This window comes from Sporosarcina ureae DSM 2281 (assembly GCF_000425545.1).
Classification (GTDB): Bacteria; Bacillota; Bacilli; order Bacillales_A; family Planococcaceae; genus Sporosarcina; species Sporosarcina ureae.
The window spans coordinates 28,996-54,970 of the sequence record NZ_AUDQ01000006.1 but is presented as its reverse complement, the minus strand read 5'-3'; the positions used below and the strand labels follow the sequence as shown (position 1 = coordinate 54,970).

The 25,975-nt window shown below is 40.6% G+C and carries 24 protein-coding genes and 1 pseudogene; 5 read left to right on the top strand and 20 right to left on the bottom strand.

The window, feature by feature from the left end; all coding sequences use genetic code 11:
• Positions 1-182: 182 nt before the first annotated feature.
• The 14 genes from H605_RS17535 to H605_RS0107470 all read right to left on the bottom strand — a co-directional run bounded on the left by H605_RS17535 (position 183) and on the right by H605_RS0107470 (position 15,922).
• Positions 183-806 (bottom strand): hypothetical protein, encoded by a 624-nt coding sequence (locus tag H605_RS17535; protein ID WP_051210504.1) that lies wholly within the window; start codon positions 804-806, stop codon positions 183-185.
• A gap of 165 nt (positions 807-971) precedes the next feature.
• Positions 972-2,267, bottom strand: coding sequence for a glutamate-1-semialdehyde 2,1-aminomutase (gene hemL, locus H605_RS0107530; protein ID WP_029053662.1), 1,296 nt, complete (start codon positions 2,265-2,267; stop codon positions 972-974).
• A 1-nt stretch (position 2,268) separates the two neighbouring features.
• Positions 2,269-3,249: a porphobilinogen synthase gene (gene hemB, locus H605_RS0107525; RefSeq protein ID WP_029053661.1), complete on the bottom strand. Its 981-nt coding sequence runs from the start codon at positions 3,247-3,249 to the stop codon at positions 2,269-2,271.
• On the bottom strand, positions 3,246-4,010 hold the full coding sequence (locus tag H605_RS0107520) for a uroporphyrinogen-III synthase (protein ID WP_029053660.1): 765 nt from the start codon (positions 4,008-4,010) through the stop codon (positions 3,246-3,248). The genes hemB and H605_RS0107520 overlap by 4 nt, the downstream gene beginning before the upstream one ends.
• The gene (gene hemC, locus H605_RS0107515; RefSeq protein ID WP_029053659.1) at positions 4,003-4,932 is read right to left on the bottom strand and encodes a hydroxymethylbilane synthase; all 930 of its coding nucleotides are present in this window, start codon (positions 4,930-4,932) and stop codon (positions 4,003-4,005) included. The genes H605_RS0107520 and hemC overlap by 8 nt, the downstream gene beginning before the upstream one ends.
• Before the next feature lie 15 nt (positions 4,933-4,947).
• Positions 4,948-5,778 carry a cytochrome c biogenesis protein CcsA gene (gene ccsA / locus H605_RS0107510; RefSeq protein ID WP_029053658.1) on the bottom strand — a complete coding sequence of 277 codons (831 nt, stop codon included), beginning with the start codon at positions 5,776-5,778 and terminating at the stop codon, positions 4,948-4,950.
• A gap of 222 nt (positions 5,779-6,000) precedes the next feature.
• The gene (gene hemA, locus H605_RS0107505; protein WP_029053657.1) at positions 6,001-7,377 is read right to left on the bottom strand and encodes a glutamyl-tRNA reductase; all 1,377 of its coding nucleotides are present in this window, start codon (positions 7,375-7,377) and stop codon (positions 6,001-6,003) included.
• A gap of 129 nt (positions 7,378-7,506) precedes the next feature.
• The gene (gene yihA, locus H605_RS0107500; RefSeq protein ID WP_029053656.1) at positions 7,507-8,088 is read right to left on the bottom strand and encodes a ribosome biogenesis GTP-binding protein YihA/YsxC; all 582 of its coding nucleotides are present in this window, start codon (positions 8,086-8,088) and stop codon (positions 7,507-7,509) included.
• Entirely contained in the window at positions 8,085-10,406 is a 2,322-nt protein-coding gene (gene lon, locus H605_RS0107495; RefSeq protein WP_029053655.1) for an endopeptidase La, read from the bottom strand. Before lon ends, yihA begins: the two co-directional genes overlap by 4 nt.
• Before the next feature lie 130 nt (positions 10,407-10,536).
• Complete coding sequence (gene clpX / locus H605_RS0107490) at positions 10,537-11,805, bottom strand: ATP-dependent protease ATP-binding subunit ClpX (protein WP_029053654.1); 1,269 nt, start codon at positions 11,803-11,805, stop codon at positions 10,537-10,539.
• Between the two features lie 210 nt (positions 11,806-12,015).
• Positions 12,016-13,302 (bottom strand): trigger factor, encoded by a 1,287-nt coding sequence (tig, locus tag H605_RS0107485; RefSeq protein ID WP_029053653.1) that lies wholly within the window; start codon positions 13,300-13,302, stop codon positions 12,016-12,018.
• Positions 13,303-13,546: 244 nt separating this feature from the next.
• Positions 13,547-14,512: a tetratricopeptide repeat protein gene (locus tag H605_RS0107480; RefSeq protein WP_029053652.1), complete on the bottom strand. Its 966-nt coding sequence runs from the start codon at positions 14,510-14,512 to the stop codon at positions 13,547-13,549.
• A 238-nt stretch (positions 14,513-14,750) separates the two neighbouring features.
• Complete coding sequence (locus H605_RS18885) at positions 14,751-14,966, bottom strand: hypothetical protein (RefSeq protein WP_155979490.1); 216 nt, start codon at positions 14,964-14,966, stop codon at positions 14,751-14,753.
• A gap of 326 nt (positions 14,967-15,292) precedes the next feature.
• Entirely contained in the window at positions 15,293-15,922 is a 630-nt protein-coding gene (locus H605_RS0107470; RefSeq protein WP_051210503.1) for an SIMPL domain-containing protein, read from the bottom strand.
• Positions 15,923-16,064: 142 nt separating this feature from the next.
• On the opposite strand from H605_RS0107470, the gene H605_RS0107465 reads away from it, so the two are divergent.
• A complete protein-coding gene (locus H605_RS0107465; protein WP_029053650.1) occupies positions 16,065-16,253 on the top strand; it encodes a hypothetical protein in 189 nt (62 codons plus the stop codon).
• A gap of 45 nt (positions 16,254-16,298) precedes the next feature.
• Here H605_RS0107465 and H605_RS0107460 read toward each other — a convergent pair whose 3' ends face one another.
• The gene (locus H605_RS0107460; RefSeq protein WP_029053649.1) at positions 16,299-17,606 is read right to left on the bottom strand and encodes a sensor histidine kinase; all 1,308 of its coding nucleotides are present in this window, start codon (positions 17,604-17,606) and stop codon (positions 16,299-16,301) included.
• On the bottom strand, positions 17,603-18,262 hold the full coding sequence (locus tag H605_RS0107455; RefSeq protein ID WP_029053648.1) for a response regulator transcription factor: 660 nt from the start codon (positions 18,260-18,262) through the stop codon (positions 17,603-17,605). Before H605_RS0107455 ends, H605_RS0107460 begins: the two co-directional genes overlap by 4 nt.
• A 220-nt stretch (positions 18,263-18,482) precedes the next feature.
• Between H605_RS0107455 and H605_RS0107450 the strand changes: the two genes are divergently transcribed.
• Both H605_RS0107450 and H605_RS0107445 read left to right on the top strand, forming a co-directional pair.
• Positions 18,483-19,955 carry a YfcC family protein gene (locus H605_RS0107450; RefSeq protein ID WP_029053647.1) on the top strand — a complete coding sequence of 491 codons (1,473 nt, stop codon included), beginning with the start codon at positions 18,483-18,485 and terminating at the stop codon, positions 19,953-19,955.
• An 18-nt stretch (positions 19,956-19,973) separates the two neighbouring features.
• Positions 19,974-21,074: an NAD/NADP-dependent octopine/nopaline dehydrogenase family protein gene (locus H605_RS0107445; RefSeq protein ID WP_029053646.1), complete on the top strand. Its 1,101-nt coding sequence runs from the start codon at positions 19,974-19,976 to the stop codon at positions 21,072-21,074.
• Between the two features lie 314 nt (positions 21,075-21,388).
• On the opposite strand, the gene H605_RS0107440 is transcribed toward H605_RS0107445, so the two are convergent.
• The 3 genes and pseudogenes from H605_RS0107440 to H605_RS18365 all read right to left on the bottom strand — a co-directional run.
• Positions 21,389-22,015: an HD domain-containing protein gene (locus H605_RS0107440; protein ID WP_029053645.1), complete on the bottom strand. Its 627-nt coding sequence runs from the start codon at positions 22,013-22,015 to the stop codon at positions 21,389-21,391.
• Between the two features lie 78 nt (positions 22,016-22,093).
• The gene (locus tag H605_RS19210) at positions 22,094-22,237 is read right to left on the bottom strand and encodes a hypothetical protein (protein WP_155979489.1); all 144 of its coding nucleotides are present in this window, start codon (positions 22,235-22,237) and stop codon (positions 22,094-22,096) included.
• A 165-nt stretch (positions 22,238-22,402) separates the two neighbouring features.
• A pseudogene (locus H605_RS18365) lies at positions 22,403-22,654 on the bottom strand (peptide-methionine (R)-S-oxide reductase); the annotation flags it as partial.
• A 412-nt stretch (positions 22,655-23,066) separates the two neighbouring features.
• On the opposite strand from H605_RS18365, the gene H605_RS0107430 reads away from it, so the two are divergent.
• Positions 23,067-23,702, top strand: a complete 636-nt coding sequence (locus H605_RS0107430; protein WP_029053643.1) for a DUF1232 domain-containing protein — start codon at positions 23,067-23,069, stop codon at positions 23,700-23,702.
• Between the two features lie 23 nt (positions 23,703-23,725).
• Positions 23,726-24,802, top strand: a complete 1,077-nt coding sequence (locus H605_RS17525; RefSeq protein WP_081657877.1) for an LCP family protein — start codon at positions 23,726-23,728, stop codon at positions 24,800-24,802.
• A 174-nt stretch (positions 24,803-24,976) separates the two neighbouring features.
• Here H605_RS17525 and H605_RS0107420 read toward each other — a convergent pair whose 3' ends face one another.
• The gene (locus H605_RS0107420; protein ID WP_029053642.1) at positions 24,977-25,969 is read right to left on the bottom strand and encodes a quinone oxidoreductase family protein; all 993 of its coding nucleotides are present in this window, start codon (positions 25,967-25,969) and stop codon (positions 24,977-24,979) included.
• Positions 25,970-25,975 lie beyond the last annotated feature (6 nt).

The window sequence follows — 25,975 nt, the reverse complement described above, 5'->3', positions numbered from 1 at the left end:
CTGAATAGTAGTCTATAGAGAAAGGATGGTGAACGATGCGAAGAGGTTATAATCCATATCTATTGCCGCCATGGCTACGGAAAACGAGATTTTACTGTAAAGGCTGTATCATCCCATTAACCGTGTTTCAGTTGATCCGTTTGCTCATTGTCCCGACGACCGGCGACTTTTTAATATTTTGCTTACTCGCTGCTTTGTCCTTCTGCTTCTACAAAAACATTATTTGAATGGAAGATCTTTCTCGTTACATCGTCATCCATCTCGGCGATGTATAAGAGAAAGTCTTCCATTTCATTATTTACTTGTTCCACCGCACGGTCAGCATTTGCGAGAAACTCCATATGAGAAGTCGATGCAGCCACGAACTGTGGTGCTGCGGGCTCTTCATCAATAACAACCGGTTCTTGTACAGGCTTTTCCTGTTTCAAGTGAACAGTCCACTCGAGCTTCAACCCTCCGTCTTCTTGTGATGAAGTTTTAATATCTGTCACTTCAAGTTGCAAGTCTCCATCGAGTTCTACCGGCAGATCAACATTCAAAGGCACAGCGTATTCAAAATACCCTTTACTATTTTCTACTTCCACGTCATTAATGACTAATACATCTTCAGTTATCAATTCCACTTGCTTGTCTGCATCAAATACAACGTTTGCCGCGATATGATAGATCCCTTGCAAACGGACCGCTTCTTCCGTACGATCCTCCGTAAACCCTGGTGTCACCTTTACCTCAGCCGATTCAGCAAATGCCCCATACTCAGCAGGGAAATAAAAAGACTCATGCAATGTCCATTGATGCGTCGTCATTTTCGCTTCACTCCTTTTCTTAACTCAGGCTACTATATGAAAAAATGGAGGAGTTTAGAAGTGAAGTATAGCGTAGATTGGAAATGAAATAATGGCTATCGCGCTATTCCACAAATTTTTATCAAAAAAAGCGCCAAGCAAATAATTTTGCCTGACGCTTCTTTATTATCGCTTCAATTTCTCAAACACTTTATGGAATGCTTCCACAGTTTTTACGATATGCTCTTCTGTGTGTGCTGCTGACAAGAACATTCCTTCGAATTGGGAAGGTGGTAATAAAATACCTTCTTCTGCCATCAGACGGTAATACTCTGCAAACAACTCCAAATCAGATGTCTTCGCTTTATCGTAGTTATTAACACGTTGATCCGTAAAGAAGAACCCGATCATCGAACCTGCACGGTTGACGGTATGCGGAATATTATTAGCTTTCGCTGCTGCGCGGAAGCCTTCTTCCAACTGATCACCAAGCTGGATGAAGTGTTCGTATGTTTTCGGCGTCAACTTTCTCAACGTTTCAATACCTGCTGTCATTGCTAATGGATTACCAGACAATGTACCCGCCTGATAAATAGTTCCTGCAGGCGCTACATGTTCCATAATCTCGCGAGAACCGCCATACGCTCCTACAGGCAGTCCACCACCAATTACTTTACCAAGACATGTTAGGTCCGGTTTGATGTTGAAATGACCTTGTGCACATTTATACCCTACACGGAATCCGGTCATGACTTCATCAAAGATTAGTAATGAACCATTTTCTTCTGTCAACTCACGTAAGCCTTTAAGGAAGCCGTTATCAGGTCCTACAACACCCATGTTTCCTGCAACTGGTTCTACAATAATTGCAGCAAGGTCGTCCCCGTATTCTTTAATAGCCAATTTGACACTTTCAAGGTCGTTATATGGAACCGTGATTGTGTTAGACGCAATCGATTCAGGTACTCCAGGGCTATCAGGTAAACCTAATGTAGCAACGCCGGATCCCGCTTTAATGAGCAAGGAATCCGCATGCCCATGATAGCAGCCTTCGAATTTGAGGATTTTATTACGCTTCGTATAGCCTCGAGCTAAACGAAGTGCACTCATCGTCGCCTCCGTACCGGAAGATACCATACGTACCATTTCGATGGATGGTACACGGTCGATTACTAGCTCTGCCAATTCATTCTCTAGAAGAGTAGGTGCTCCGAAGCTTGTACCTGTTTCAGCTACTTTCTGAATTGCTGATACTACATCAGGGTGTGTGTGTCCTAGGATTAGAGGACCCCAAGACAGAATGTAATCTATATATTCATTGCCATCGATATCCTTAATAATCGCACCTTTACCACTTTCCATAAAGATCGGATCCATGTTGACTGATTTGAATCCACGAACTGGTGAGTTGACGCCACCTGGCATTAACTCAACTGCTTCTTTGAATGCCTGTTTAGATTTTGTATATGTTTTTTGTCCCATATTACTTCTCCTCCAACCAGCGAGCAGCATCTTTTGCATGATACGTCATGATGATATCTGCGCCTGCACGCTTCATACTTGTTAACGTTTCTAATACAATTTTCTTCTCATCTACCCAGCCATTTAACGCAGCAGCTTTGACCATAGCATATTCTCCACTGACATTATAAGCTACGACAGGCAATAATACATGATTCTTCACGTCGCGAATGATATCAAGGTAAGACAATGCCGGCTTAACAATTAAGAAGTCCGCACCTTCAAGAATATCAGTTTCCGCTTCACGCATGGCCTCCATACGGTTTGCCGGATCCATTTGATACGTTTTACGATCACCAAATTGTGGTGTGGATTGCGCTGCTTCACGGAACGGACCGTAATAAGCAGATGCATATTTAACTGCATACGACATGATCGGAATGTTTTGGAACCCTGCATCATCTAGTGCTTGACGAATAACTGCCACAAATCCGTCCATCATATTCGATGGCGCAATAATATCCGCTCCCGCTTTCGCTTGACTGACCGCTGTCTTGGCAAGCAATACAAGGCTGGCATCATTATCTACATCATTGTCATGAATAACGCCACAGTGACCGTGATCTGTATACTCGCATAAGCAAGTATCTGCTACTACGACTAATTGCGGGTGACGTTCTTTCACTGCGCGTGTTGCACGCTGAATGATTCCTTCGTCGTCATATGATTCAGAACCGGTTGCGTCCTTTTCGGAAGGAATACCGAATAAAATAATAGAGGAAATACCTAATTCGACTACTTCATCCGTCTCTTTCAATAATAAATCAATTGAAAACTGATCTACTCCTGGCATGGAAGCGATAGGATTACGTACGTTCTCGCCTTCTGTAACAAAGATAGGATAAATGAAATCCGCTGCTTTAATTTCCGTCTCTCTTACCATCGCTCGAACGGTCGGATGTGTACGAAGTCTACGATGACGCTTAAATTCTATTGGATTCATTTGAATTCTCCCTTTCGTTTGGCCAGTTCATGGACTAGCTCGACTAATGTATACGTTTCAGGTTTGACGTGAACGGGCGCACCTACTTTTAACAGTGCACGCTCCGTAACATGTCCAATTGCGCAAACCGTAAAACCAAACCACGTCGTTTTCGGTGCAATACGTGAAGAGAACACTTCCACCGCTGACGGACTTGCGAACAGTACGGACACCTGATTTTTATGAAGTATAAAGCGACTCAATTTATCTATTTCACTCGTTGCACTCTTGGTCTCATAGACTGTCCATTCCGATACATGAAACGGCAACTCCTCACGAATTAAACTTCCTGCGAGAGAACCTTTCAAAAAGACCACATGTAATCGTTCTGACTTTTTCGGATTAAACTGTTTGACGAAAACATCTGCACTAAACACGCTAGGAATGAAAGATACAGCAAAACCGAGTCGATCTAGCGCAGCCGCTGTTCGCGTTCCGACCGCGGCAACTTTTCCGTTAAACGTATCCGCTGTTACATTGAACCGTAACATTTTCGCACGGAATGCAGCAACTGCTGATTGGCTCGTAAAAATGAGCCAATCAGCTTTCATTGCTTGTTGCAACTTTTGCTGATCAGCCTTCTTCTGTATTTCTCCCACTTCAATAAGGGGAATCGAAACCGGAATGCCGCCGTACTTTTTCACAAGTTCGGCCGCTTCCGTAGATTTTGGTGTTCCGGTGAAAATAACCGTTTCTCCTGCTAGCGGTAATGCGTTACGCATCCATTTCCGCCTTCACTTTCTTGATTACTTCAGCAGCACCTTGGTCACGTAAAATTTTGCTGACTTCTTTACCAACTGCAACAGGATCTGTTCCTTTCACCGTTTCCCGGAACACTTGAATTGCATCCGGAGACGCGATGAAGCCAGTCATTTCCACTTCATTACCATCATACGTTGCAAATCCACCGATAGGTACTTGGCAAGAACCATCCATTTCATTAAGGAACGTGCGCTCGGCCTGTAACTCAACCCAAGTCTTCTCATCCGTGAGTTTCGCCAGTTCATTTAGTAATTCCGCATCATCTTCACGACATTCAATCGCTAATGCACCTTGTCCTACTGCTGGGATACAATCTTCAAGCGAGAGGTGTTCTGTGACGATGTTATCATCCCAACCCATACGCTTAAGTCCTGCAGCTGCTAAGAGAATTGCGTCAAATTCACCGTCACGTAATTTACGTAAGCGTGTATCAATGTTACCGCGAATCCACTTAATTTCAATATCTGGACGCAACATTAATAACTGTGAACTGCGACGAAGACTAGATGTACCGACAACCGCTCCGATTGGCAAGTCCATGAAGCGAACATGATCGTTTGCGATGTATGCATCGCGTGGATCTACACGTTTAGGAATACAGCCGACAGTCAAACCGTCTGGAATTACCGCAGGCATATCTTTCATGCTATGTACGGCAAAATCAATTTCTTTATCAAATAATGCTTGCTGAATTTCTTTTACGAATAATCCTTTACCGCCAACTTTTGACAACATGACGTCCAAGATTTGATCGCCTTTCGTCACGATCTCTTTTACTTCAAACTCAAATGGTGCACCCGCCTGCTTCATTTGTTCGATGAACCATTTCGTTTGAGTTAATGCTAGTTTACTTCTTCGTGAACCTACAATAATTTTTCTCACAAAACTCTTCCTTTCCTATATCCATAAATGAAATTGTGACAGCGTACTGCCCAAAAAGAAATTAACGACCGTTAAGAGAAATGCAAATATCGTCATCCAGGCAAACTCCATTGATTGAAGCTTTCCCTTATAGTTGAAATAAATAACTGAAGAATAGATGAGTAATACTGCAAATGACCCCATAATTTTCACATCAAAAGGAGACCAGTGTTCAAGCGCTACGTACGCCCATTGAACTCCGAATAATAAACTAACGAATAAAATCGGAATGCCGGTATAAATCGACATTTTCATCCCCGTCATCGTCTGATGTAAATTAGGTAGACTGGAAAATCGTTTTCCAAACTTTTTACTTTTCAATACGTTATAAACAATCAAATATAATACCGCAAAAACAAATGCTAATGCGAACACTGCATACGAGAGGATTGCTGACGTAATATGAACAAATAGTACTTCTGAAATGAGCGAATCACCAACAGTGGATGCTGTGTATTTCAAATTGGAAAAGACATGAATCATTAAAAATGCAAATCCAATAATATTTGTGAAAAACACCATGAAGTTTACTTTATAAATCAACTGGAACACGATAGATAATGTGACCAGCAACCACACATAAAAATATATTCCTTCAACTAACGATAATACCGGAAAGCGTTTCATCTGAATAATATAAAGTGATAAAATTGCGGTTTGTGTAAGCCATACGGTAACGATGAGCCAAAAAGCAATACGATGGACAGCTTTTGACTTCTTCAAGTAATCAATAAAGTAAAAAACAAGACCGAGGGCATAAAGAACAATCATGAATTCCTGAAGTCTTGCGACGGTTAAATCAACCATATGCTATTCTCTGCCTTTCAAGCGAAAACCTCTCTTTTGATAGTAAGGTGTGTTCGTCTTCATTGTCTCAAATGAGAGGGTGATACTGCAAATAATTGCATCCATGGAAAGCATCTTTTTACTAGTGACATGAATACTTATACATATATAGTATATTTACCTGCATTAAAAAAGGTGGGCCTGTACCGTTCTTGTGAAAGACAGATACAGAACCACCTGGGATTAGTGTTGATAATGTAAGTTCGTCACATCAACAACATCTGATTTTTGATCAGCACGTTTTTGAAGACGTTCTTTTGCTTGTAATGCCAGCTGTTCCTTTTCTGTTACGACATCTTCGGAAATTCCAAAGATTTGTTCGAAAAGTGCGAGTTTCTCCGCTGCTTTTTTATCAGTAGATAATTCTTTAGCCTGTAGAATAGGTTCTTTTAGTAATTGATTAATAATTGACTTTGTATGCTTGTTCAGAACCTTCTTTTCACGTTCTGTTAAATCCGGCATTTTATTTTCGATGCTGATCATTGTTTCACTCTGAATACGACTCGCCTTCTTGCGTAGTGCAGAGATCATCGGCACGACGCCAAGTGTTGTTAACCATTCTTTAAACGCAACAACTTCTTGTTCAATCATCAGACCGATCTCATCAGCTGCACGCTTACGTTCAGCCAAGTTTGCTTCGACAATACCTTGAAGATCATCGATATCATACAAGAATACACTGCTCAATTCACCAATTTTCGGATCAAGATCACGTGGCACAGCGATATCCACCATGAATAGCGGCTTGCCTTTACGTAGTCTCTCGACATAATCCATTAATTCATAATCGATAACGTATTCAGTAGCGCCCGTTGAACTGATTAAAATATCCGCTTCGAGTAACAAACACTGCAACTCTTGCATAGATTTCGCTTCACCATTAAATTTCGCCGCTAGAGTTTCTGCCTTAGAGAATGTTCGGTTGATTACGGTAATCTTCCCAACACCACTTCCCTGCAAGTTCTCAACTGCTAATTCACCCATCGTACCTGCACCAAGAATGGCAATATGCTTATCCTTTAGTGAACCGAAAATCTTTCTACCCAGTTCTACTGCTGCATAAGAAACTGACACGGCATTTTCACCAATTGCTGTGTCGGTATGTGCTCTCTTCGCTGTTGTGATCGCTTGTTTGAATAATTCATTAAATACGGTACCTGTTGTACCAATATTTTGTGCAGCGAAAAAACTACTGCGAACTTGTCCTAATATTTGCGTTTCACCGAGTACCATGGAATCAATGCCTGCAGTTACACGTAATAAGTGTTCCACTGCACCATCTTCTTCATGAATAATCAAGTGACTGGAGAATTCCTCCATAGGAATAGAGAACCAATCAGCAAGGAATTTTTTTATATAATATCGTCCAGTATGAATCTGATCAACCACCGCATAGATTTCTGTGCGGTTACAAGTAGAAACAATGACGTTTTCTAAGATGCTCTTTTGTTGTTGCAATGTTTGCATCGCTTGTGGCAAATCAGCCTCAACGAATGATAGCTTCTCTCTAATTTCGACAGGGGCGGTTCGGTGGTTAACACCGACAACGACTGTATACATTAGGTGCTCACACCTTTCGGAATCTTTTTCGTACATTCATTATAACATACATAGCGCTTTAGTCGGAATGCAAATTGTGAACAACGTTTGAAGTCATAATGTAGCAATTCCATCATAACAACTCATTACTTACATGCGACTTTCAATTTCACGCCATGCTTCATCCATACCCATTCCCTTTTCAGATGAAAACAGGATTAGCGGCTCGTGTATTTCCATGTTAAATGTTGTCCGCACGATCTTCTTATGTTTTTCCCATTTACCTTTAGGTATTTTATCTGCTTTTGTTGCAATGACGATCGTAGGGATATTGTAATGAGACAGGAAGTCGTGCATCATGCAGTCATCTTTTGTCGGCGGATGGCGCAAATCAACAATCTGTACTACTGCACGTAATTCTTCACGTGACGTGATGTATTGTTCGATCATACCGCCCCATTTTTCTTTTTCGGTTTTCGAAACTTTCGCATAGCCGTACCCTGGTACGTCAACGAAAAATAATTTTTCTTCGATTTTATAGAAATTGAGTGTTTGGGTCTTCCCTGGTTTTGAAGATGTACGTGCCAAGCTTTTACGCCCGATCATTTTGTTAATGAAGGAAGATTTACCTACATTTGAACGCCCGGCTAAAGCAAATTCAGGATAACCTTCTGTTGGGTATTGTTCAGGTCTAACCGCACTCATAATCATTTCAACGTTATGGACTTTCATTTCTTTTCCTCCAAAGCGATATCGAGTACTTCATGAGCATCCGATACTAGTTTAAATGTTAATTCTTTTCTTACACTATCTGGAATATCATCCAAATCGCGTTCATTTTCAGACGGGATGATGATCGTACGCAGTCCTGCACGGTGAGCACTAAGCGTCTTTTGTTTTAGTCCACCAATTGGCAGCACACGTCCACGCAGTGTCACTTCTCCTGTCATACCGACTTCACGGCGTATCGGGCGTTCTGTCAATGAGGATACGAGTGCCGTGACGATAGTAATACCCGCGGAAGGTCCATCTTTTGGCGTTGCACCTTCTGGGACGTGAATATGAATATCCCATTTTTCATGGAAATCAGGATCTATATCAAATGTCATGGCTTTTGAACGAACATAGGATAATGCCGTTTGTGCTGATTCCTTCATGACATCCCCAAGTTTACCTGTCAGCAATAATTTACCTTTACCTGGGGATAGAGATACTTCAATTTGCAATGTATCCCCGCCGACGGATGTATAGGCAAGTCCAGTAGCCATACCGACTTGATTCACCGTTTCTGCCTGCCCAAACCGGAAACGCTTTTTGCCAAGTAACACTTCTAAAGACTTCGGGCTCACTGTTAAGCTCTTCTTATCGCCTGCTAGAATTTGGCGCGCAGCTTTACGACAAATGCTTGCGATTTCTCGCTCAAGTGAACGCACACCAGCTTCACGTGTATAGTATCGTACGACTTCCAGTACTGCTTCTTCCTGGAAACGAAGTTGTGATTTCTTTAGGCCATGTTCCTTCATCTGTTTGGGAATCAAATGATTAATAGCGATCGATTGTTTTTCCTGTTCTGTATAACCAGGAATCGAAATAATTTCCATACGGTCTCGCAGCGGTCCGGGAATAGCCCCCAGGTCATTTGACGTCGCAATGAATAATACACTTGAAAGATCATATGGCTCTTCTATATAATGATCGCTAAAACTACTGTTTTGTTCAGGATCGAGCACTTCCAGCATGGCAGACGATGGATCTCCTCGGAAATCATTGGACATTTTATCGATTTCATCGAGTAAGAAGACCGGGTTGACAGTGCCCGCTTTTTTCATGCTTTGGATAATACGTCCAGGCATAGCGCCTACATACGTTCGGCGATGACCACGGATTTCAGACTCATCACGGACACCACCTAGTGATAAACGTACAAATTCACGTCCTAGTGACTCGGCGATAGAACGGGCTAACGAAGTTTTACCCACACCTGGAGGACCATCTAGACAAAGAATCGGTCCACGCAGAGAATTTGTCATCTGACGTACAGCTAGGTATTCAAGAATCCGTTCTTTAACGTTTTCCAAACCTTCATGATCACGATTCAATATATCTTCTGAACGAGACAAATCTAGTTGATCTTCTGTCGCATGAGTCCATGGCAGCATAATGAGCCATTCAATATAATTACGAATAATGCCACTTTCAGCTGAAACAGAAGGGATTTTTTCATAACGTTCCAATTCGCGCTCTGCTGCCTCTCTCACGGATTGCGGCATATTGGCCTTTTCGATTTTCTTTTTCAGTTCGGACACTTCTAGACCTTTACCATCTTTATCGCCTAGCTCAGTTTGAATCGCCTTTAATTGTTCGCGTAAGTAAAACTCTTTTTGTGTACGTTCCATTGCTTCCTTCACGCGTTCATTAATTTTTTGTTCAAGCTCCATAATTTCCTGTTCATTATACATTCGACTGATTAGCCATTCCAAACGATCAGGCACGTTTAGAATCTCAAGCACTTCTTGTTTGGCAGTTAGTTTTAATGGCAAGTTCGATGCGATCATGTCCGCTAATCTACCCGGCTCTTGAATGCTTTCAACCGTCTCCAATGTTTCGTCTGAAATCCGTTTGCTATTCTTCGCATATCGTTTGAACTGTGCAACAAGTGACCGCATCAGCGCTTCTGCTTGCGCGTCTATTTCTTCATTCTCTTCGTAACATGTGACATTGACAACTGGATACAGGTCAGCTTCTTGGTAACTGCTCCACTCTGCTCTATGTATGCCTTCGATTAACACACGGTACGTACCATTTGGTAATTGAGTCATTGATTTGATATTCGCCAGAGTACCTAATTCATGCAAATCTTCTTTTTCTGGATTTTCCAAACTCAAATCTTTCTGCGTCGCAAGGAAAACCTGATGATTATCTGCTAATGAATGTTCAATGGCGAAAATTGAGCGTTCTCGACCCACATCAATATGTAAAAGCATCGTCGGATACACTATCACTCCGCGAAGTGGCAATAATGGGATGTTCTGTTTTTGAATCGTCGGCATGATAAGCCACCTCCAAATAAATTATGTTTATGTATGTGTACTGCTTAAATGAAATCTTATGTAAGAAAAAGCCGACTGCCGAACGTATAAGATACGCATCGGTGGAGCCGGCCCTTTTGCCTTTTCGGCGTTATGCGGTATTTTTTTCGCTATCTGATTCGTATATAGATCCGACTTCTCTGTGCAAGATCGGAGTCGACTTACCAAGAACAGAGTCCTTCGTAATGATACATTTCTTCACTTCTTCAAGTGAAGGAAGATCGTACATTACATCCAACATGATGTTTTCGATAATCGAACGAAGTCCACGTGCACCCGTTTTACGAGCGATCGCTTCTTTCGCAATTTCAATCAATGCGTCATCTTCAAATTGAAGTTCTACATCATCCAGTTCGACCATCTTTTGGTATTGTTTTACGATCGCATTTTTCGGCTCAGTTAGAATTTGATACAATGTATCCGCATCTAATGTATCGAGAGTTGCAATCACCGGCAAACGGCCGATGAATTCTGGAATCAAACCATATGACTGGAGATCTTCAGGAATCAGTTTAGCCAATAGGCTATCTTCTTCGTTGATCTCTTGCTTGGATTCAGAGCCGAAGCCGATCACTTTACGGCCAATACGGCGTTTAACGATATCTTCGATGCCATCAAAAGCTCCACCTACGACAAATAAGATATTCGTCGTATCGATTTGCAAGAATTCTTGATGAGGATGTTTACGACCGCCTTGTGGTGGTACGCTAGCAACTGTTCCTTCAAGAATCTTCAACAAAGCTTGTTGTACACCTTCACCGGATACGTCACGAGTAATCGATGCGTTCTCAGATTTACGAGCTACTTTGTCGATTTCATCAATGTAGATAATTCCTTTTTCAGCTTTATCAATATCGAAGTCCGCTGCTTGAATCAATTTCAAGAGAATATTCTCTACGTCTTCCCCAACGTAGCCTGCTTCAGTTAATGAAGTCGCATCTGCAATCGCGAATGGTACATCCAAAATACGAGCCAACGTTTGCGCAAGTAATGTTTTACCGCTACCAGTTGGGCCGATTAAGACGATATTGGATTTAGCCAGCTCGACATCATCAATTTTACTGCTTGAATTCACCCGTTTGTAATGATTGTATACTGCTACTGCGAGTGATTTCTTTGCGCGATCTTGCCCGATAATATAATCATCGAGGATACCTTGGATCTCTCTTGGTTTTGGAACGTCTTTTAGCTCGAAGCCTTCTTCAAGACCGACTTCCTCTTCCACGATTTCCGCACAAAGTTCAACGCATTCATCACAAATATAAACACCTTGACCTGCTACTAATTTACGGACTTGCTCTTGAGATTTTCCGCAAAAAGAACAGCTCAGGTTATCGTTTTCATCATTAAATTTGAACATTATGCTCACCCCTATTCAAGTGAATATACTACAAGATTAACATGACTTAATCAACTATTTAGAACTTAATGACCGATAACTACCAGCCTGATATGTATCATTATTTATGTTCTAGCTTATGGAGTTTCCCAAAGTCTATACATGAAGTTGTTTCATTTAAGAAAAACAAGGTACGGACAAACCGTACCTTGTTACATTCATATAGAAAGATTAGTCGATGATTTTAGCGTTATCAACAAGTAGTTGTACTGTTTTATTGAAGCGAAGATCGTTCTCAAGTACAGATGTGCCACCAAGAGTTGTCTTGATTTGCTCAACGTCCATACCGAATTGCTCAGACATCTTTTCAAGTTCAGCATTTACTTCTTCTTCTGGAACTTCTACTTTTTCAGCAGCGCCGATTGCTTCAAGTGTCAATGAAACACGAACGCGGCTTAACGCGTCGTCCTTCATCTGGTCGCGAAGTGTTTGCTCGTCTTGACCAGAGAACTGGAAGTAAAGATCTAAGTTCATACCTTGCATTTGTAGACGTTGTTCGAAGTCCTGCATCATACGATCCGTTTCTGAATCGATCATCGCTTGTGGGATTTCCATTTCAGCGTTGCTTGCAGCTTGTTCTACTAAATCGTCACGAAGAGCTGTGTCAGAATCATTCTTTTTCACTTCTTCAGCTTCTTCTTTCAACTTCGTACGTAGTTCTTCTACTGAAGATACGCTTTCATCGATCTCTTTTGCTAACTCATCATCAAGTTCAGGAACTTCTTTAGACTTGATTTCATTAACTTTCACTTTGAATGTAGCAGGCTTTCCAGCTAATTCAGTAGCGTGATATTCTTCAGGGAAAGTAATTTCAATTTCTTTTTCTTCTCCTGTTTTCATGCCTACTACTTGCTCTTCGAATCCTGGAATGAATGAACCAGAACCTACTTCAAGTTCGTAGTTTTCAGACTGCCCGCCTTCGAATGCTTCGCCATTAGCGAATCCTTCGAAATCGATTGTAGCTGTATCGCCATTTTCAACAACGCCGTCTTCTTTGACTACCATTTCTGCTAGTGCTTCAGTACGTTGTTCAAGCTGCGCGTCTACTTCCTCGTCTGTAACTTCAACTGCTTTACGAGTTACTTCAAGACCTTTGTATTCTCCAAGCGTAACTTCTGGCTTAAGAGCTACAACAGCAGTGAAAACGACAGGTTCGCCTTTTTCTAGCTTTTCGATGTCGATTTCAGGAGCTGCGATTGGATCAACGTCTGCTTCGTCTACTGCAGCAGAGTATGCTCCAGGTAGTACGATATCGATTGCATCGTTGTAAAGTGATTCTTCACCGTACATTTTGTTGAACATTTTACGTGGCATTTTCCCTTTACGGAAACCAGGTGCCTGTACTTTCTTAACTACTTTTTTGAACGCTTCGTCTAATGCTTCGTTGAAACGATCTACGGAAACTTCAAACGTAAGTTTCCCTTCACTACCTTCTAATTTTTCCCATTTAACTGTCATATGTATGACCTCCAAATCATTTGCAATACTTTTATTTTTATTTTAATCAATTATACCTTCGCATGATTGTATCTGAATTTTTTCTGTACATCCTAAAAAATCTTCGACACTCTTTGAAGGCTTTACCTGAATCAGCTTATTTTGTTTCACCTGTAAGTAGCGACAACGTTGCTGAGGACAGATAAGCAGTTGACAACCATTTTAGTATAACATAGTCTATTCATCTTTCAAGAATTAATCACTGTCAGCTTTCCATTTCTTCATCTACCGAACGTATGAACGTCAGTAATGAAGATTCCTCCGTCTGCTTACCATACAATAACTGCTTTGTATACGCTACATACGCTCCTGCCACCTCTTCCGTCGTGTAAGGACCCCAGTGGAATGGAAACAGCAAGACACTATACTTAAGGATCAGATTGACGACCAGTTCACTAGCGGTTGGATCTTTCTCAAATTGCGCTTTCGCGAGAAACTGCACTTCTCCAATAAATTGATCTTCTTCGGGTGACACTAGTCTTGATGGATTAGCTTCAGTCTCAAAGTGGTATTTTCGAACAGCTAGCGACTCTTGGTATCCCGTTTGTTGCAATAACATCAATGCATAGGTCTTGACAACAGGTAACGATTCCTCTGCTTCAATTACCTCTACGAGCAACGGTATATGCGGCTGTAATTTCTGATGTTGCAACGATAATAAGAATTCCTGTTGTTCCATCGATCCCATTTGGTGAAATTGCTCGCTTGTAATAGAGGGCTCCTCAATAGAAGGTTCTTCATAACGATCAGATAATCGACTATTCAATTCCCGCAAATATTGGAACTTCTGCAAGCTATATTCTGGAATGATTTCTTTCTCCAAAAGACCTTGTATCGTCAGCTCTACCTCGGCGTATTGCTGTAACTGAATCGAGATCGAAAGATAAAGCTCAAGTAACTCTATGTAATCGCCTGCTTGGTTTTGCATAGCCAGAAGGGTAAATTCTTTCGCTCGTTCATACTCTTTCATTTCATATAAAGAAATAGCCAGACCATCGAACACTGTGTAATCTTCTGGATTAATTTCCAATACAGATTCGAAATTCCGGACCGCTTCTTCATGAAGATCACGTTCCATTGCTTGTCTACCTTGCCGATGAAGACGTTCGAGTGTTCCAGGGAAAACAACCACATTTCCTTTTCTAATGACTTGTCTTCTCTTCTTTTGCATTGTAATCACCTGCCTGCTTTGTTCCTTTCACTATAGCACAGCATTCTCAATCGATTCCACCTTGACGCCATGAATGATATGAAGCGAGTACACTTGCGATTTATCCGCCACATACCATTTCTGCTGATCTACTTCGCAAATGACTCGCTGATCAGTAGTTGTTCCAATATATCCCCCGTCGGTATAGCGACCTACTGCCCGATCCTTTTCAATATTTTTGATTACTGACGGTGATTATCTAGACATCGTAGAACACACGTGCATCTGAATCGATTTGAATTACCGCGTTAAAAGGTTTCAGGACTAGTAATATATGCGCTACAGTCAAAGCATACACTACGTTGCCAAGCTTCCATTTATTTAACGTCTCTTTATATAGTAGACGGACTAGCTGCCAATGAAACATCCAAGCCAAAATAACAGTTACTTGCAAAATAACGTTGATGTGCGTCATTCAATTGAACGGAGCCAAAGTCTACAGTTTTGTTCTGTTGCAATATATGATTTTACTTACTGTAAACGAGTGAATGCTGGAAACCACCTTGCTCATCATTCTATCATGATGAGCAATAACGACACGTTGGCTTGTCCAGCAAATTTCTGCGCCAGTTCTTTCGCATGATCACGTCGCTCCGTGATGTGTAATGGATAGCTGATGTTCTTTCGCAAGCTAGCCCACAACATAGCTTCCTTGTCATCTCCAATTTATTTATTCATGCTGAAGTGAACATCCATACGGACCGCCTCTTTCATCCTAGTCGCAGACTGCCAATTGACTTACTAGACGATTTGATATTTCACTTGCAGACTTGCGCTGATTGTAATCGTGCCGGACTCGATTGGTGTTCTGCCGGTATCCGCCATAGCCATCGCACGAAATGCTACCGGTTGAGATGTATGCTGCTCTTCAATCTTCATAGGAATGGGTCGGTTCTGTAATTTCAATGAAGTTCCAATCGTAATCATCTTTGTCTCTGCATCTTGCAGAGCTAGTACTAACGCTTGCTGATATTGTTCATCTTGGTCCGGCATCGTGAATTCGATCGAGCCGATTTGATTCGCACCATTTTTGACCGCAAGATCGACGAGTTCTCCTGTTCGTGAAAGTTCATTACTTGTAATGCGGATGGAATTAATCACTTCATAGCCCTGAAAGCGCTGTTCGCCGTTAATATACTCATAGACTGGTCGAATTTGAAAATCAATCGTTTGAATAGACGTTTCCGCAATGCCCGCCTTTTGCAGCGACTGAATTACTTGATTCATACGTCTAGCATTTTCTTGCTGGATTTCTGCGAGTTCCGTACCTCTAGATATAACAGATAGTACAATATGAACCGTACTAGGCGAGACCTTTACTGCCCCTTCACCAAAAACAGTAATCGTGCGTGCTTCCTGTTCGTTATACATATAGAACACTCTCCTTTTTACAGTATTATCATGTCTATGCCACACTCGAACCTAGTTAGACCTCTTTTTTATTTGTTCACACACTTGAACGAGAATAAAGGCTTCATCATAACTTAAAGAAAACGGCTATGGAGGGATTCCTATGCGTGAAAGTGAAAAACAAATCGCGAAATTAGCATTGCTCGGTGAATCTATCGGCTTGTTCGGCCAAGCGATTACGACGCTAGCGGCTTATCTTGCATTAGTAGATGAGGAAATCGAAGATGATAAGTTTATTAAAATGCAGAGACAGATTGATGATTTATTGAGCGAGATGAGACAAAAAAAGTAATGCAGAAAAGAGCTGTACATAAACCATCAGCTCTTTTCTACAAATTCATATACAATTTCTTATAATAATTTTAAATGTGACTCCACTTGACTGCTTCAACAACTCGATCGATCCTTGATGCTTTTCTGCAATCTCTTTAACTATTGATAAACCTAGACCATGTGCTCCGGCCTCGCCTTTCGTAAACGGAGTAAATAATTTATCTTCAATCGAAGAATCAATAGCTTGTCCATCATTATGAAAATAAAGTACAGCTTTGCCATCTTCCTTTACACAACGGATGGATAGCAGTCTTCTCGCATATTTTATTTGATTGTCTAGCATATTTTCGATTAAAATTTCTAATTCATGACGATGGCCTATCACTGTCAACTGCTTAGCGAGTTGCAAATCGACCGTTAAACCGGATGAATATACGTTGAGGTTTTCGGCAACTTGTTCAATGAGTTCATCCAACTGTACAAGTTGGATATCTCGACCATTTTGAAGTATTTCAGCATTTGACTTTGCAATGAATAGTAAGTCCTCTACTCTACTTTCTATCCTAGACGTTTGTTGTGTAATGGTTTCTAGTGTTTCGTCTATAGACCCTTTCGGATAAATTCCCTCTTTTGCGGATTCGGCATAACTGGATATGATCATAATGGGAGTCTTTAATTCATGAGAAATATACCGCAACGTGGACTGCTGTGCCAAATCTCTCTGTTTCAAATTGTATTTCATAGCGGAAAACGATGAAGCCAATTCTTGAATATCTGCATCTTCTGTTTCCAACACAAGTTCCGTGTCCCAGCTTTTTGTGTCAGTCTGCATCATATACCGTTTTAATTCATGGATATTATGATAAAGCTTGTTCGTGATCATTCGTGTGAGTAATACAGACAAAATAAAGATGAATGCGGTAATAGCCAAAAACCACAATAACATTTCGGGTAGAATTTCACGGTAAATATCTTTAACAACGGAGTATTTATATACTTTTTCACCATTTTCATAATCCAAATCGATTTTGTACAATAAATATTTACCATCTACTTTTTCACGGTATACTTTACTTTCCTCCATCTGTGCCACTGCGTGATCCATGATATATTCCGCGGTGGGCTGACCATGAATAGCTTCAACTATATCGATACTGTGCGCTGTCACACCTAAAATCCATTCATTATATACGCCACGTTCTTCATTCTTTTCATACGTATATTCATCGATAATACGATCTTCAAAAATCTGTCCGAAATAATAATACGACCAAAAGTATACGATTGCGACACTAGCAATACTCATCAGTGTAATAAAAACAGCCATTAATATAGTGATTTTTGACGCAAGCCATGTCTGACGTTTTTTCATACATTGCACCGATAGCCAAAACCGTATATCGTTTCTATATGAAATAGCGGCAGTTTCTGACGAATTTTTTTAATGTAATTATCCACAACACGTTCACTGCCGAAATAATCCTCTCCCCAAATTTGCTGTAACAATAACTCCCTAGGGATAGCAGCTCGATTATGTTCTACAAAAAATTGGATAATATCAAATTCCCGACTTGTCACATCCAACTCTTGTTCTTCTACCAAGATTAACCTTCGCTTTTCATCTATTTTATAAGGTCCTACTATTTTAAATTCCGTTTGATTTTGCATAGGTGTGCTCTGCAAGATCTTCTTTACACGAAGAACTAATTCTGCTGGCAAAAAAGGTTTTGTGATATAGTCATCACACCCAATTTCAAAACCTATAACCCGATCTATACTTTCACCTCTTGCAGAAATTAAAATTACTGGCGTATGAACATCGAGCCTTTTAATTTCTTTCAACAATTCAAACCCGCTACCATCTGGAAGCATGATATCTACTACCCAACAATCTATATGGACATGAAGCTGATTTAAAGCTTTGTATAAAGTATCGCATGTTACCACATTCCAGCCACTTTTCTCTAAATAAATCGAAAGTACTTGTAGTAAATCTTGTTCATCTTCCACAAGACAAATCGTTTTCATTACGTTCACTCCCTTCATTAAACATAGTATTTTTAGTATACAATTCTTCTACCCGAATGTAGTGCCGCCCTACTCTTCGACACAATCAAACACATTTCGTACATAAATGAATACATTTTCGTGAAAAAGTACACACATTCACACTTTATCATAAGACTTAGAAAACTTGATGCGCATGTGAAGTAAGCGCATACAAAAATATGATACATGGAGGTTTCGCATGGAAAAGAAGAAGTTTAAACTGCCCACGGCTTTCACTACATTACTTATAATTACCGTAGGAATTGCATTCCTAACGTTTATCATACCCGCCGGAGAATATTCCTACAATGAAGACGGAACACCAATTGTCGGGACATATGAACAAGTCGAGTCATATCCCCAAGGTTTGTGGGACATATTCTCTGCCCCGATCAACGGATTCTTTGATGCCATTGATATAATTATTTTCGTTCTGGTTCTAGGTGGTTGTTTAGGTATTGTATTTGAAACGAAAGCAATCGATGCAGGTTTATCTAAAGTAGTCTTTTCATTAAAAGGGCGCGAAAAATTAATGATCCCTATTTTAATGACTATTTGTGCCATCGGTGGTGCTACATATGGGATGGCGGAAGAAACCATTGCGTTCTATCCCATTGTAGTTCCTATTCTTCTATTGGCCGGTTACGATGTCGTTACAGCTGTCATGGTGATTTTCTTAGGTGCTGGGATTGGTGTTGCGGGTGGAATTACAAATCCGTTTTCTGTTGGAATCGCATCTAACCTGGCAGGTATTTCTATAGGGGACGGAATTTTTCATCGTTTATTACTTTTCTCATTGTTCCTAGCTTTCGGTATTACCTTTGTTATGCGATATGCAGCAAAAGTAAAAATGTATCCTGAAAAATCGATTGTCTTTGATATCAAAAGTAAAGTCGAAGCGCCTTTTAAGAAGATCGATCCGGATGATGTAGCGGACCTTACGGGAAGGAGAAAAGCGGTACTTGCTGTATTCAGTAGCTTCTTTCTTATTATGGTTGTCGCTCTAATCCCTTGGCAAGATAAGTTTGGAATTTCAATATTTAATACATTGCATGATAACATACAACAAACACCTATACTGGGTGTAGTTTTAGGACATATTAGTCCATTCGGGGAATGGGGATTCGGTGAATTAACAGTTTTATTCTTCCTAGGTTCCATTATTATCGGAAAGATGTATTCATATAAGGAAGATGAAATAGTACATTTGTTCCTTAATGGAGCAAAAGATTTGATCAGCGTCGCACTCATTCTCGCGGTGGCAAAAGGTATTTCTGTCATCATGACAAACGGATTGATCATTGGAACTATCCTGAATTTCGGGGAACATCTATTGGCAAATGTCAGCAGTTCTATAATTGCACCACTTGCCTATCTCTTGTATATACCGCTCGCGTTCCTAATTCCATCATCATCTGGACTAGCCACAGCGACAATTCCTATACTGGCCCCTCTTGCAGACTTTGCAGGAGTTGACCGCGCTTATATTGTCACTGCCATGCAAGCTGGTGCAGAAACGATGAATTTATTTTCGCCGACACAAGCCGTTTTAGTTGGTACTTTGACGCTGGCGAACATACCGTATGAACGCTGGCTAAAGCATATTATCCCATTCGTGCTCGGTATTATATTGATTACCACAGTCGTTTTAGTCACTTTGTCTATTATCTAAATTATAGGAGGATTTTATATGAATAAAATTTCAATCATCGGTGCAGGTAACGGCGGCTTGACAGCAGCTTATCATTTATCAAAACTTGGACATAGTATTTGTCTATACGATTCCCCTCAGTTCGATACACAGATTCAAGCGGTAAATAAACAAGGCGGAATTAAAGCACTTTCGAAAGATCACGGAGCCGAGATGATGTTTCCAGGTTTCGAGGAAATCACTCATGCGACAACTGATATAAAAAAAGCGATGGAGTTTGCTGAAATGATTATCATGATTTGTCCTTCATTCGCACAAGAACTTTTATTTGAACAAATGCTCCCTCACTTGCAAGATGGACAAGTTGTTTTCATAATGCCAGGAAACTACGGTGGATTGGTCTTGAATCGCATGAAAAATGAATCTGATCAAAAGGATAAAGATATTACATTTGTGGACGGGATCAGTATTCCATGGGCAACACGCATTGTAGAGCCTGGTGTTTTAACCATTATGGGGTTGAAAGAGTTTTTATCTGTCAGCATTTTCCCATCAGAGAATGCGACTGATGAAGTGAAGCAGCTGATTACAGAATCTCTCCCAGTTCCTGTAGAATTTTTAGATAACCCAATAGTCGCAGGATTGGAAAACATTAATTTTGGTGGACATCCTTTATTGACTACATTAAATATGGGACTACTCGAAAACTTTGATGGAGATTTCAACTATTATCGGGACTGTTGTAGTCCAGCTACTGCAAATGCGGCAGCCAAGATGGATCAAGAACGGCTCGCTGTTGGAGCAGCTCTTGGATTTTCATTAAGGACTGAATTACAAGCAATGAATGCTTTGTATGGCTCAAACTATAAATCGGTCTATGATTTCAATCGTGATTCTACAACACACGGTAAAATAAACAGTGCTCCGAACAGTTCGAAAAACCGATATGTGACTGAAGATGTACCTTATTTACTTGTTCCATGCTTCGAATTGGCCCAAGCAGTTGGTATCCGTGTACCGATCGTAGAGTCTTGTATCCATATAGCTTCTGCGTATAATGATACCGATTATTTTAAGACGGGCAGAACATTGAAAGATATGGGTATAACTGCAGAGGAATTAAAGAATCTAACATCATAACTATTTAAAAACCCGGACATCTCTTGTAGATTTCCGGGTTTCGTTTTAAGAATCAAAACTGAACTTTCATTTTAACTAAAAAAGCTCTCGATCTATTATGACCGATGAGCTCTGAATATACGTTTTCGTATTAAAATGTGATGAATCCTTTTTGTACTGCAAATCCACCTAATGTAAACAAGGCGATGACAACGAGTGTAATGATGAATAATCGATTATTTCTGTCCAAGACGTCACCTTTTCTCTATTGGATAGATTAGTATTGCTAGTTACTTTATTCTATCCTATCGAGTTCAGAATTGGCAAACTAATTTTCAATCAATCTCTTTTCTTAGTTGATGCAAAAAATCTTCCATGAAGTCATGTCGTTCTTTCGCCAAACGCGTGCCTTCTCTCGTGACCATCAATTCTTTCAGCAATAATAACTTCTCGTGAAAATGCGTAACCGTAGCCGTTTCTTTTTTTCGGTATTCTGACACTGACATATCCTTTCGAGCTTCTTCTTGCTGATCATAAAGTTTCCTGCCACGCGCTCCACCAAACGCAAATGCACGCGCTATTCCAACCGCGCCAATGGCATCCAAACGATCAGCATCTCTGACAATAGCGCCTTCAATCGACGTAATATCTTTTGCGTTGCCGCCACTGAATGACACACTATCAATCGCAGATATCACATTATCTGTAATCTGTTGTGTCGCACCTATTTTTTCAAGAAGCTCCACCGTAGTTGCTTCATGCACCTCTTTATATTTCGCATCTTCTACATCATGCAACAGGACTGCTAAACGTACGACTAGTTCATCCGCACCTGGCTCAGTCGCTAAAATTTTCTCTGCGTTTTTCATTACGCGATTAATATGATCGAGATCATGACTCGCATCAAATTTATTGTAAATGCCTTCAACTTCTAACCTGCATCTCGCTATCATTTCTTGCATTGGGTCCCTTCCCCTCTTTTTTATTGTTATATGCGAATACCTCTCTAAAAATCAGTTCTTTTTCATGACGAATAAAGCTCACTTCACTGAATTACCGAGTCGAATCATTACCGTCGTACCTATTTTTGAAGAAGAGCTTACTGAAACTTTAGACGCTTCACCGTAATAGAGTTTACCACGCTCATCAACGTTATGAATACCTACACCGCCAAGTTTTATCATACTATGTGCTGATTAAACAGGCATACCCAATCCCGTTTACAGTTTCTTAAACGATAAATAGTATATGACCATCTTCATATACTGCGAGGACTCGTATTTCACCTTATCGTGTAAAAAGGAAAGGCAACCAAGTGGCCCCTTTCCTTCTATTATATTACGAGTATACTATTTCACATAACTTGTCAGATAGCCGTAACCTTTGGCTTCCATTTCTCCAAGCAGTACAAAATTGATCGATGCGCTGTTGATACACTTACCTAATCCGCCGCGATCTTTCAGCCGGTCTTCGAAAATGTGTACGAGATGCCTATCTCCTGCACGGCTTGTCACTTCAGTTCGCACCATATTGAAACTTTTATCAATATATTCCGTCAGTATTTCCGGAACGATTGGTCGGGTGAAGCTTGGCCAACCGCACTGTGAGTCATACTAATCGTCACTTGAGAGTAATGGTTCAATTAGTGCGACATCGATAGAGATGCCATTTTCAAACGTATCCTATTATTCATTCAAGAATAATGCTTATGTATGGTCGCCTTGTGTCACTTATTACTGATCTTTCGTCAAATTCTCTATCCATTCTTTATCGCTTGGTTTAGGAGAGTCCGCTATCGTTTGACGTCTTCCTTTACTATTTATGTACCTAGTATAAATTAAAGACACGATAAAACCTATGGATTGAGATTCTGAAAATTTTATATAGCCAAATCCAGACGTTTTTTGAAAAAATGATCCTCGCCTATACTTGTTGACAATTTGCCAACAAACATTTATTCTTTTAAAGAAGTAGATATTTTTACCGTTGTCGTAGAAATGGAGGGGGAGTGTCATGTCAGAAGGTAGTCTTGGTCTGTCTATCGGGCAATTATTGCGTACTGTTTTAGATGAACGTTCATTGTCCATGCGCAAACTAAGCGAACTTACAGATATTGATACTTCAACTATCTCTAGGATTATCAACGACAAGCGCAAAGCAACACTAGACCACCTGGAGAAGTTTGCGATCATTTTGGAAATCCCTTTAGCCAAATTACTTCAGGCGGCAGGCTATCCGGTTGATCATAAACACACGATACGTTCTGGTTATGATGAAACCATTCAACATTTGGTCAATACTTCAGAACTTCTATCTGCGGATATCTCCATTGAAAAAGTTAAACTTCAACTTACAAGTTACGAAGCGTATGTTCAGACAACTGAAGGAAGAAAAAGAATTTTATATGACTTCGATAAGAAGTTAAAATTGGCAGGCGGAGTAGGTCCATTCGTCGATCAAATAAAAGAATTATTTACACGATTTACAATGCAAGACGTTGCAAAACGTGATCTAACCGTTATCGGTAGCGCATTATTGTACTTTATCGTTCCTGTGGATGTCATCCCGGACTACATTTTTGCGGTCGGATATCTGGATGATGCAATCGCAGTCCAAATTGCTTCAAGCGTTCTAACAAAGAGTTCATAATCAGATGAGTAGGTGTGACATTAATGGAAAACAGAGAAACTGGAAAGCGTCGTAAGAAAAAACTTAAAAGAAAATATAAACGGGTACTATTCTTGGTATTCACTTTGCTACTATTAGCGGGTGGCGGATATGTCGCTGCACAATATTCAAACGGCCTGTCCTTTGCGAATGACGGCAACACAAACGAAATACATACAGAACTTAGCGATAGTAGTAATACCTTTTCTGATAGCAATTCCACCTTTGACGACTTTGAAGGTGGCGAATCACAATTTGGAGAAATTAACGTATTGTTGATCGGTGATGACGCAAGAGGCGACGAAGATGAAACTCGTTCAGACGCTTTAATGATTGGCCACTACGATCAAACAACCAACAAAGTAAAGTTGATCTCTCTAATGCGTGATACATACGTCGACATTCCAGGTCACGGTATGGAAAAGATTAATGCCGCTTATGCACTTGGCGGACCTGAATTAGTACGACAAACGATTAAGCATAATTTCGATGTGGATGTACAATATTACGCAATTGTTAATTTCGAAGGTTTCTCTAAAATCGTCGATGTTATTGCGCCTGACGGTATTGAAGTCGATATTCCATATGAAATGTCACACGGCCTAGGTTTAACGCTCTATCCTGGCCAACAAAAATTAAACGGAGATCAATTACTTGGTTACGTACGATTCCGCCACGACATCCATAGTGATTACGGTCGTGTGGAACGTCAGCAAGAAGCTCTAGCGAAACTGAAAGACGAAGCGATGAGTTTGCAGACACTCGTCAATATACCGAAACTTATGGGTGTTATTGATCCGTATATTGATACGAACATCGACAGTAAAACTATCTTTACCATTGCTAAAGGTATGTTGACTGGCAGCAAGAATAACGAAATGGAATCACTGCGTATTCCCGTAGAAGGATCATTTGGCGACCTACGCACAGACGTTGGTGCTGTTCTCGAGATTAATTTAGAACAGAACAAACAAGCATTACGAGAGTTTTTATCATTAGAGGATGAATCCGTAGATGATGGAAGCGTACAAGACGGAGAATATGCAGAAGATCAACCATATAATCAAGATCAGCAATTCTGAAACGATATACGTCCACATAAGAATAAGCTGTTCCAGTCATTCAACCGACCGGAACAGCTTATTTTTACGTTAAATTATTTATTTGCCGGAATAGATTTCACTCTTCCCTAGCCTCCTCCATTTAGTGCTTCAATTATATGAAACGTTTCTTATAATCCTAAATGAAACTAAATTTTAACTTTCCGTTTTATATGATGTGGTCAGCACTAATTTCCCCATCGTCTTCCTTCCCTGCAATTGTCGCTGTGCTTCTGCTGCCTCTTCCAAATCAAATGTCCCACCTATTGTTAGTTGTAAATCTCCATTTCGTACATAATCGAGTAACTCTTTAAAGCTATTTTGATATACTTCATAGTTTTTCATGATTTGCGGCAAGAAAAAGCCTACGACCGATTGATTCCGTTGCATCAATTCTCCTGCATCCATTGGAGACCGTTCTCCACTTGCTGCACCAAAGACTACCATGCGTCCAAATGGTGCAAGACATTTTAGTGTTTTTCTAAAAATATCTCCCCCGACCATTTCAAGCGCCACATCCACACCTTTACCATCAGTCAGTTCCCGCACCTTGGATTCCCAGCCTACTTCTGTGTAGTTGACCAGATGATCTGCACCCATATTTTTTGCGTGTGCTAGCTTTTCCTCACTGCTCGCTGTAGCAATAACTCTGCCAGCACCAAATAGTTTTGCTAACTGAACTGCAATTGCCCCTACACCGCCTGCCGCTGCATGTACAAGAACTGTTTCCCCTTTTTCCAATCTCCCCATTGTCTTTAAGATGTGATAAGCCGTCTGACCTTGAAGGGGTAGCGCAACTGCATCACGATATTCCACACCGTCTGGAATCGGTGCAAGTGTCATTTCTGGGATCGCTGCATATTCGGAATATCCTGCCGATTCAATAAGTGATACTACTCGCATACCTGGCTTAAAACGTTTTACGTCTTTCCCGACTTCCTTAATAACCCCCGCCACTTCAGCTCCTGGGATAAAAGGAAGTGGTGTCGGTACTACATACTTCCCTTCACGGCGTGCAACATCTGCATAATTTACACCAATAGCTTTAATTTCTACCAGTACATCTCGATTCCCTACATCTGGTTTATCAATTTTCACAAGTTGTAGTACTTCTGGTCCGCCATACTGTTCTAATTGAATTGCTTTCATGTCATC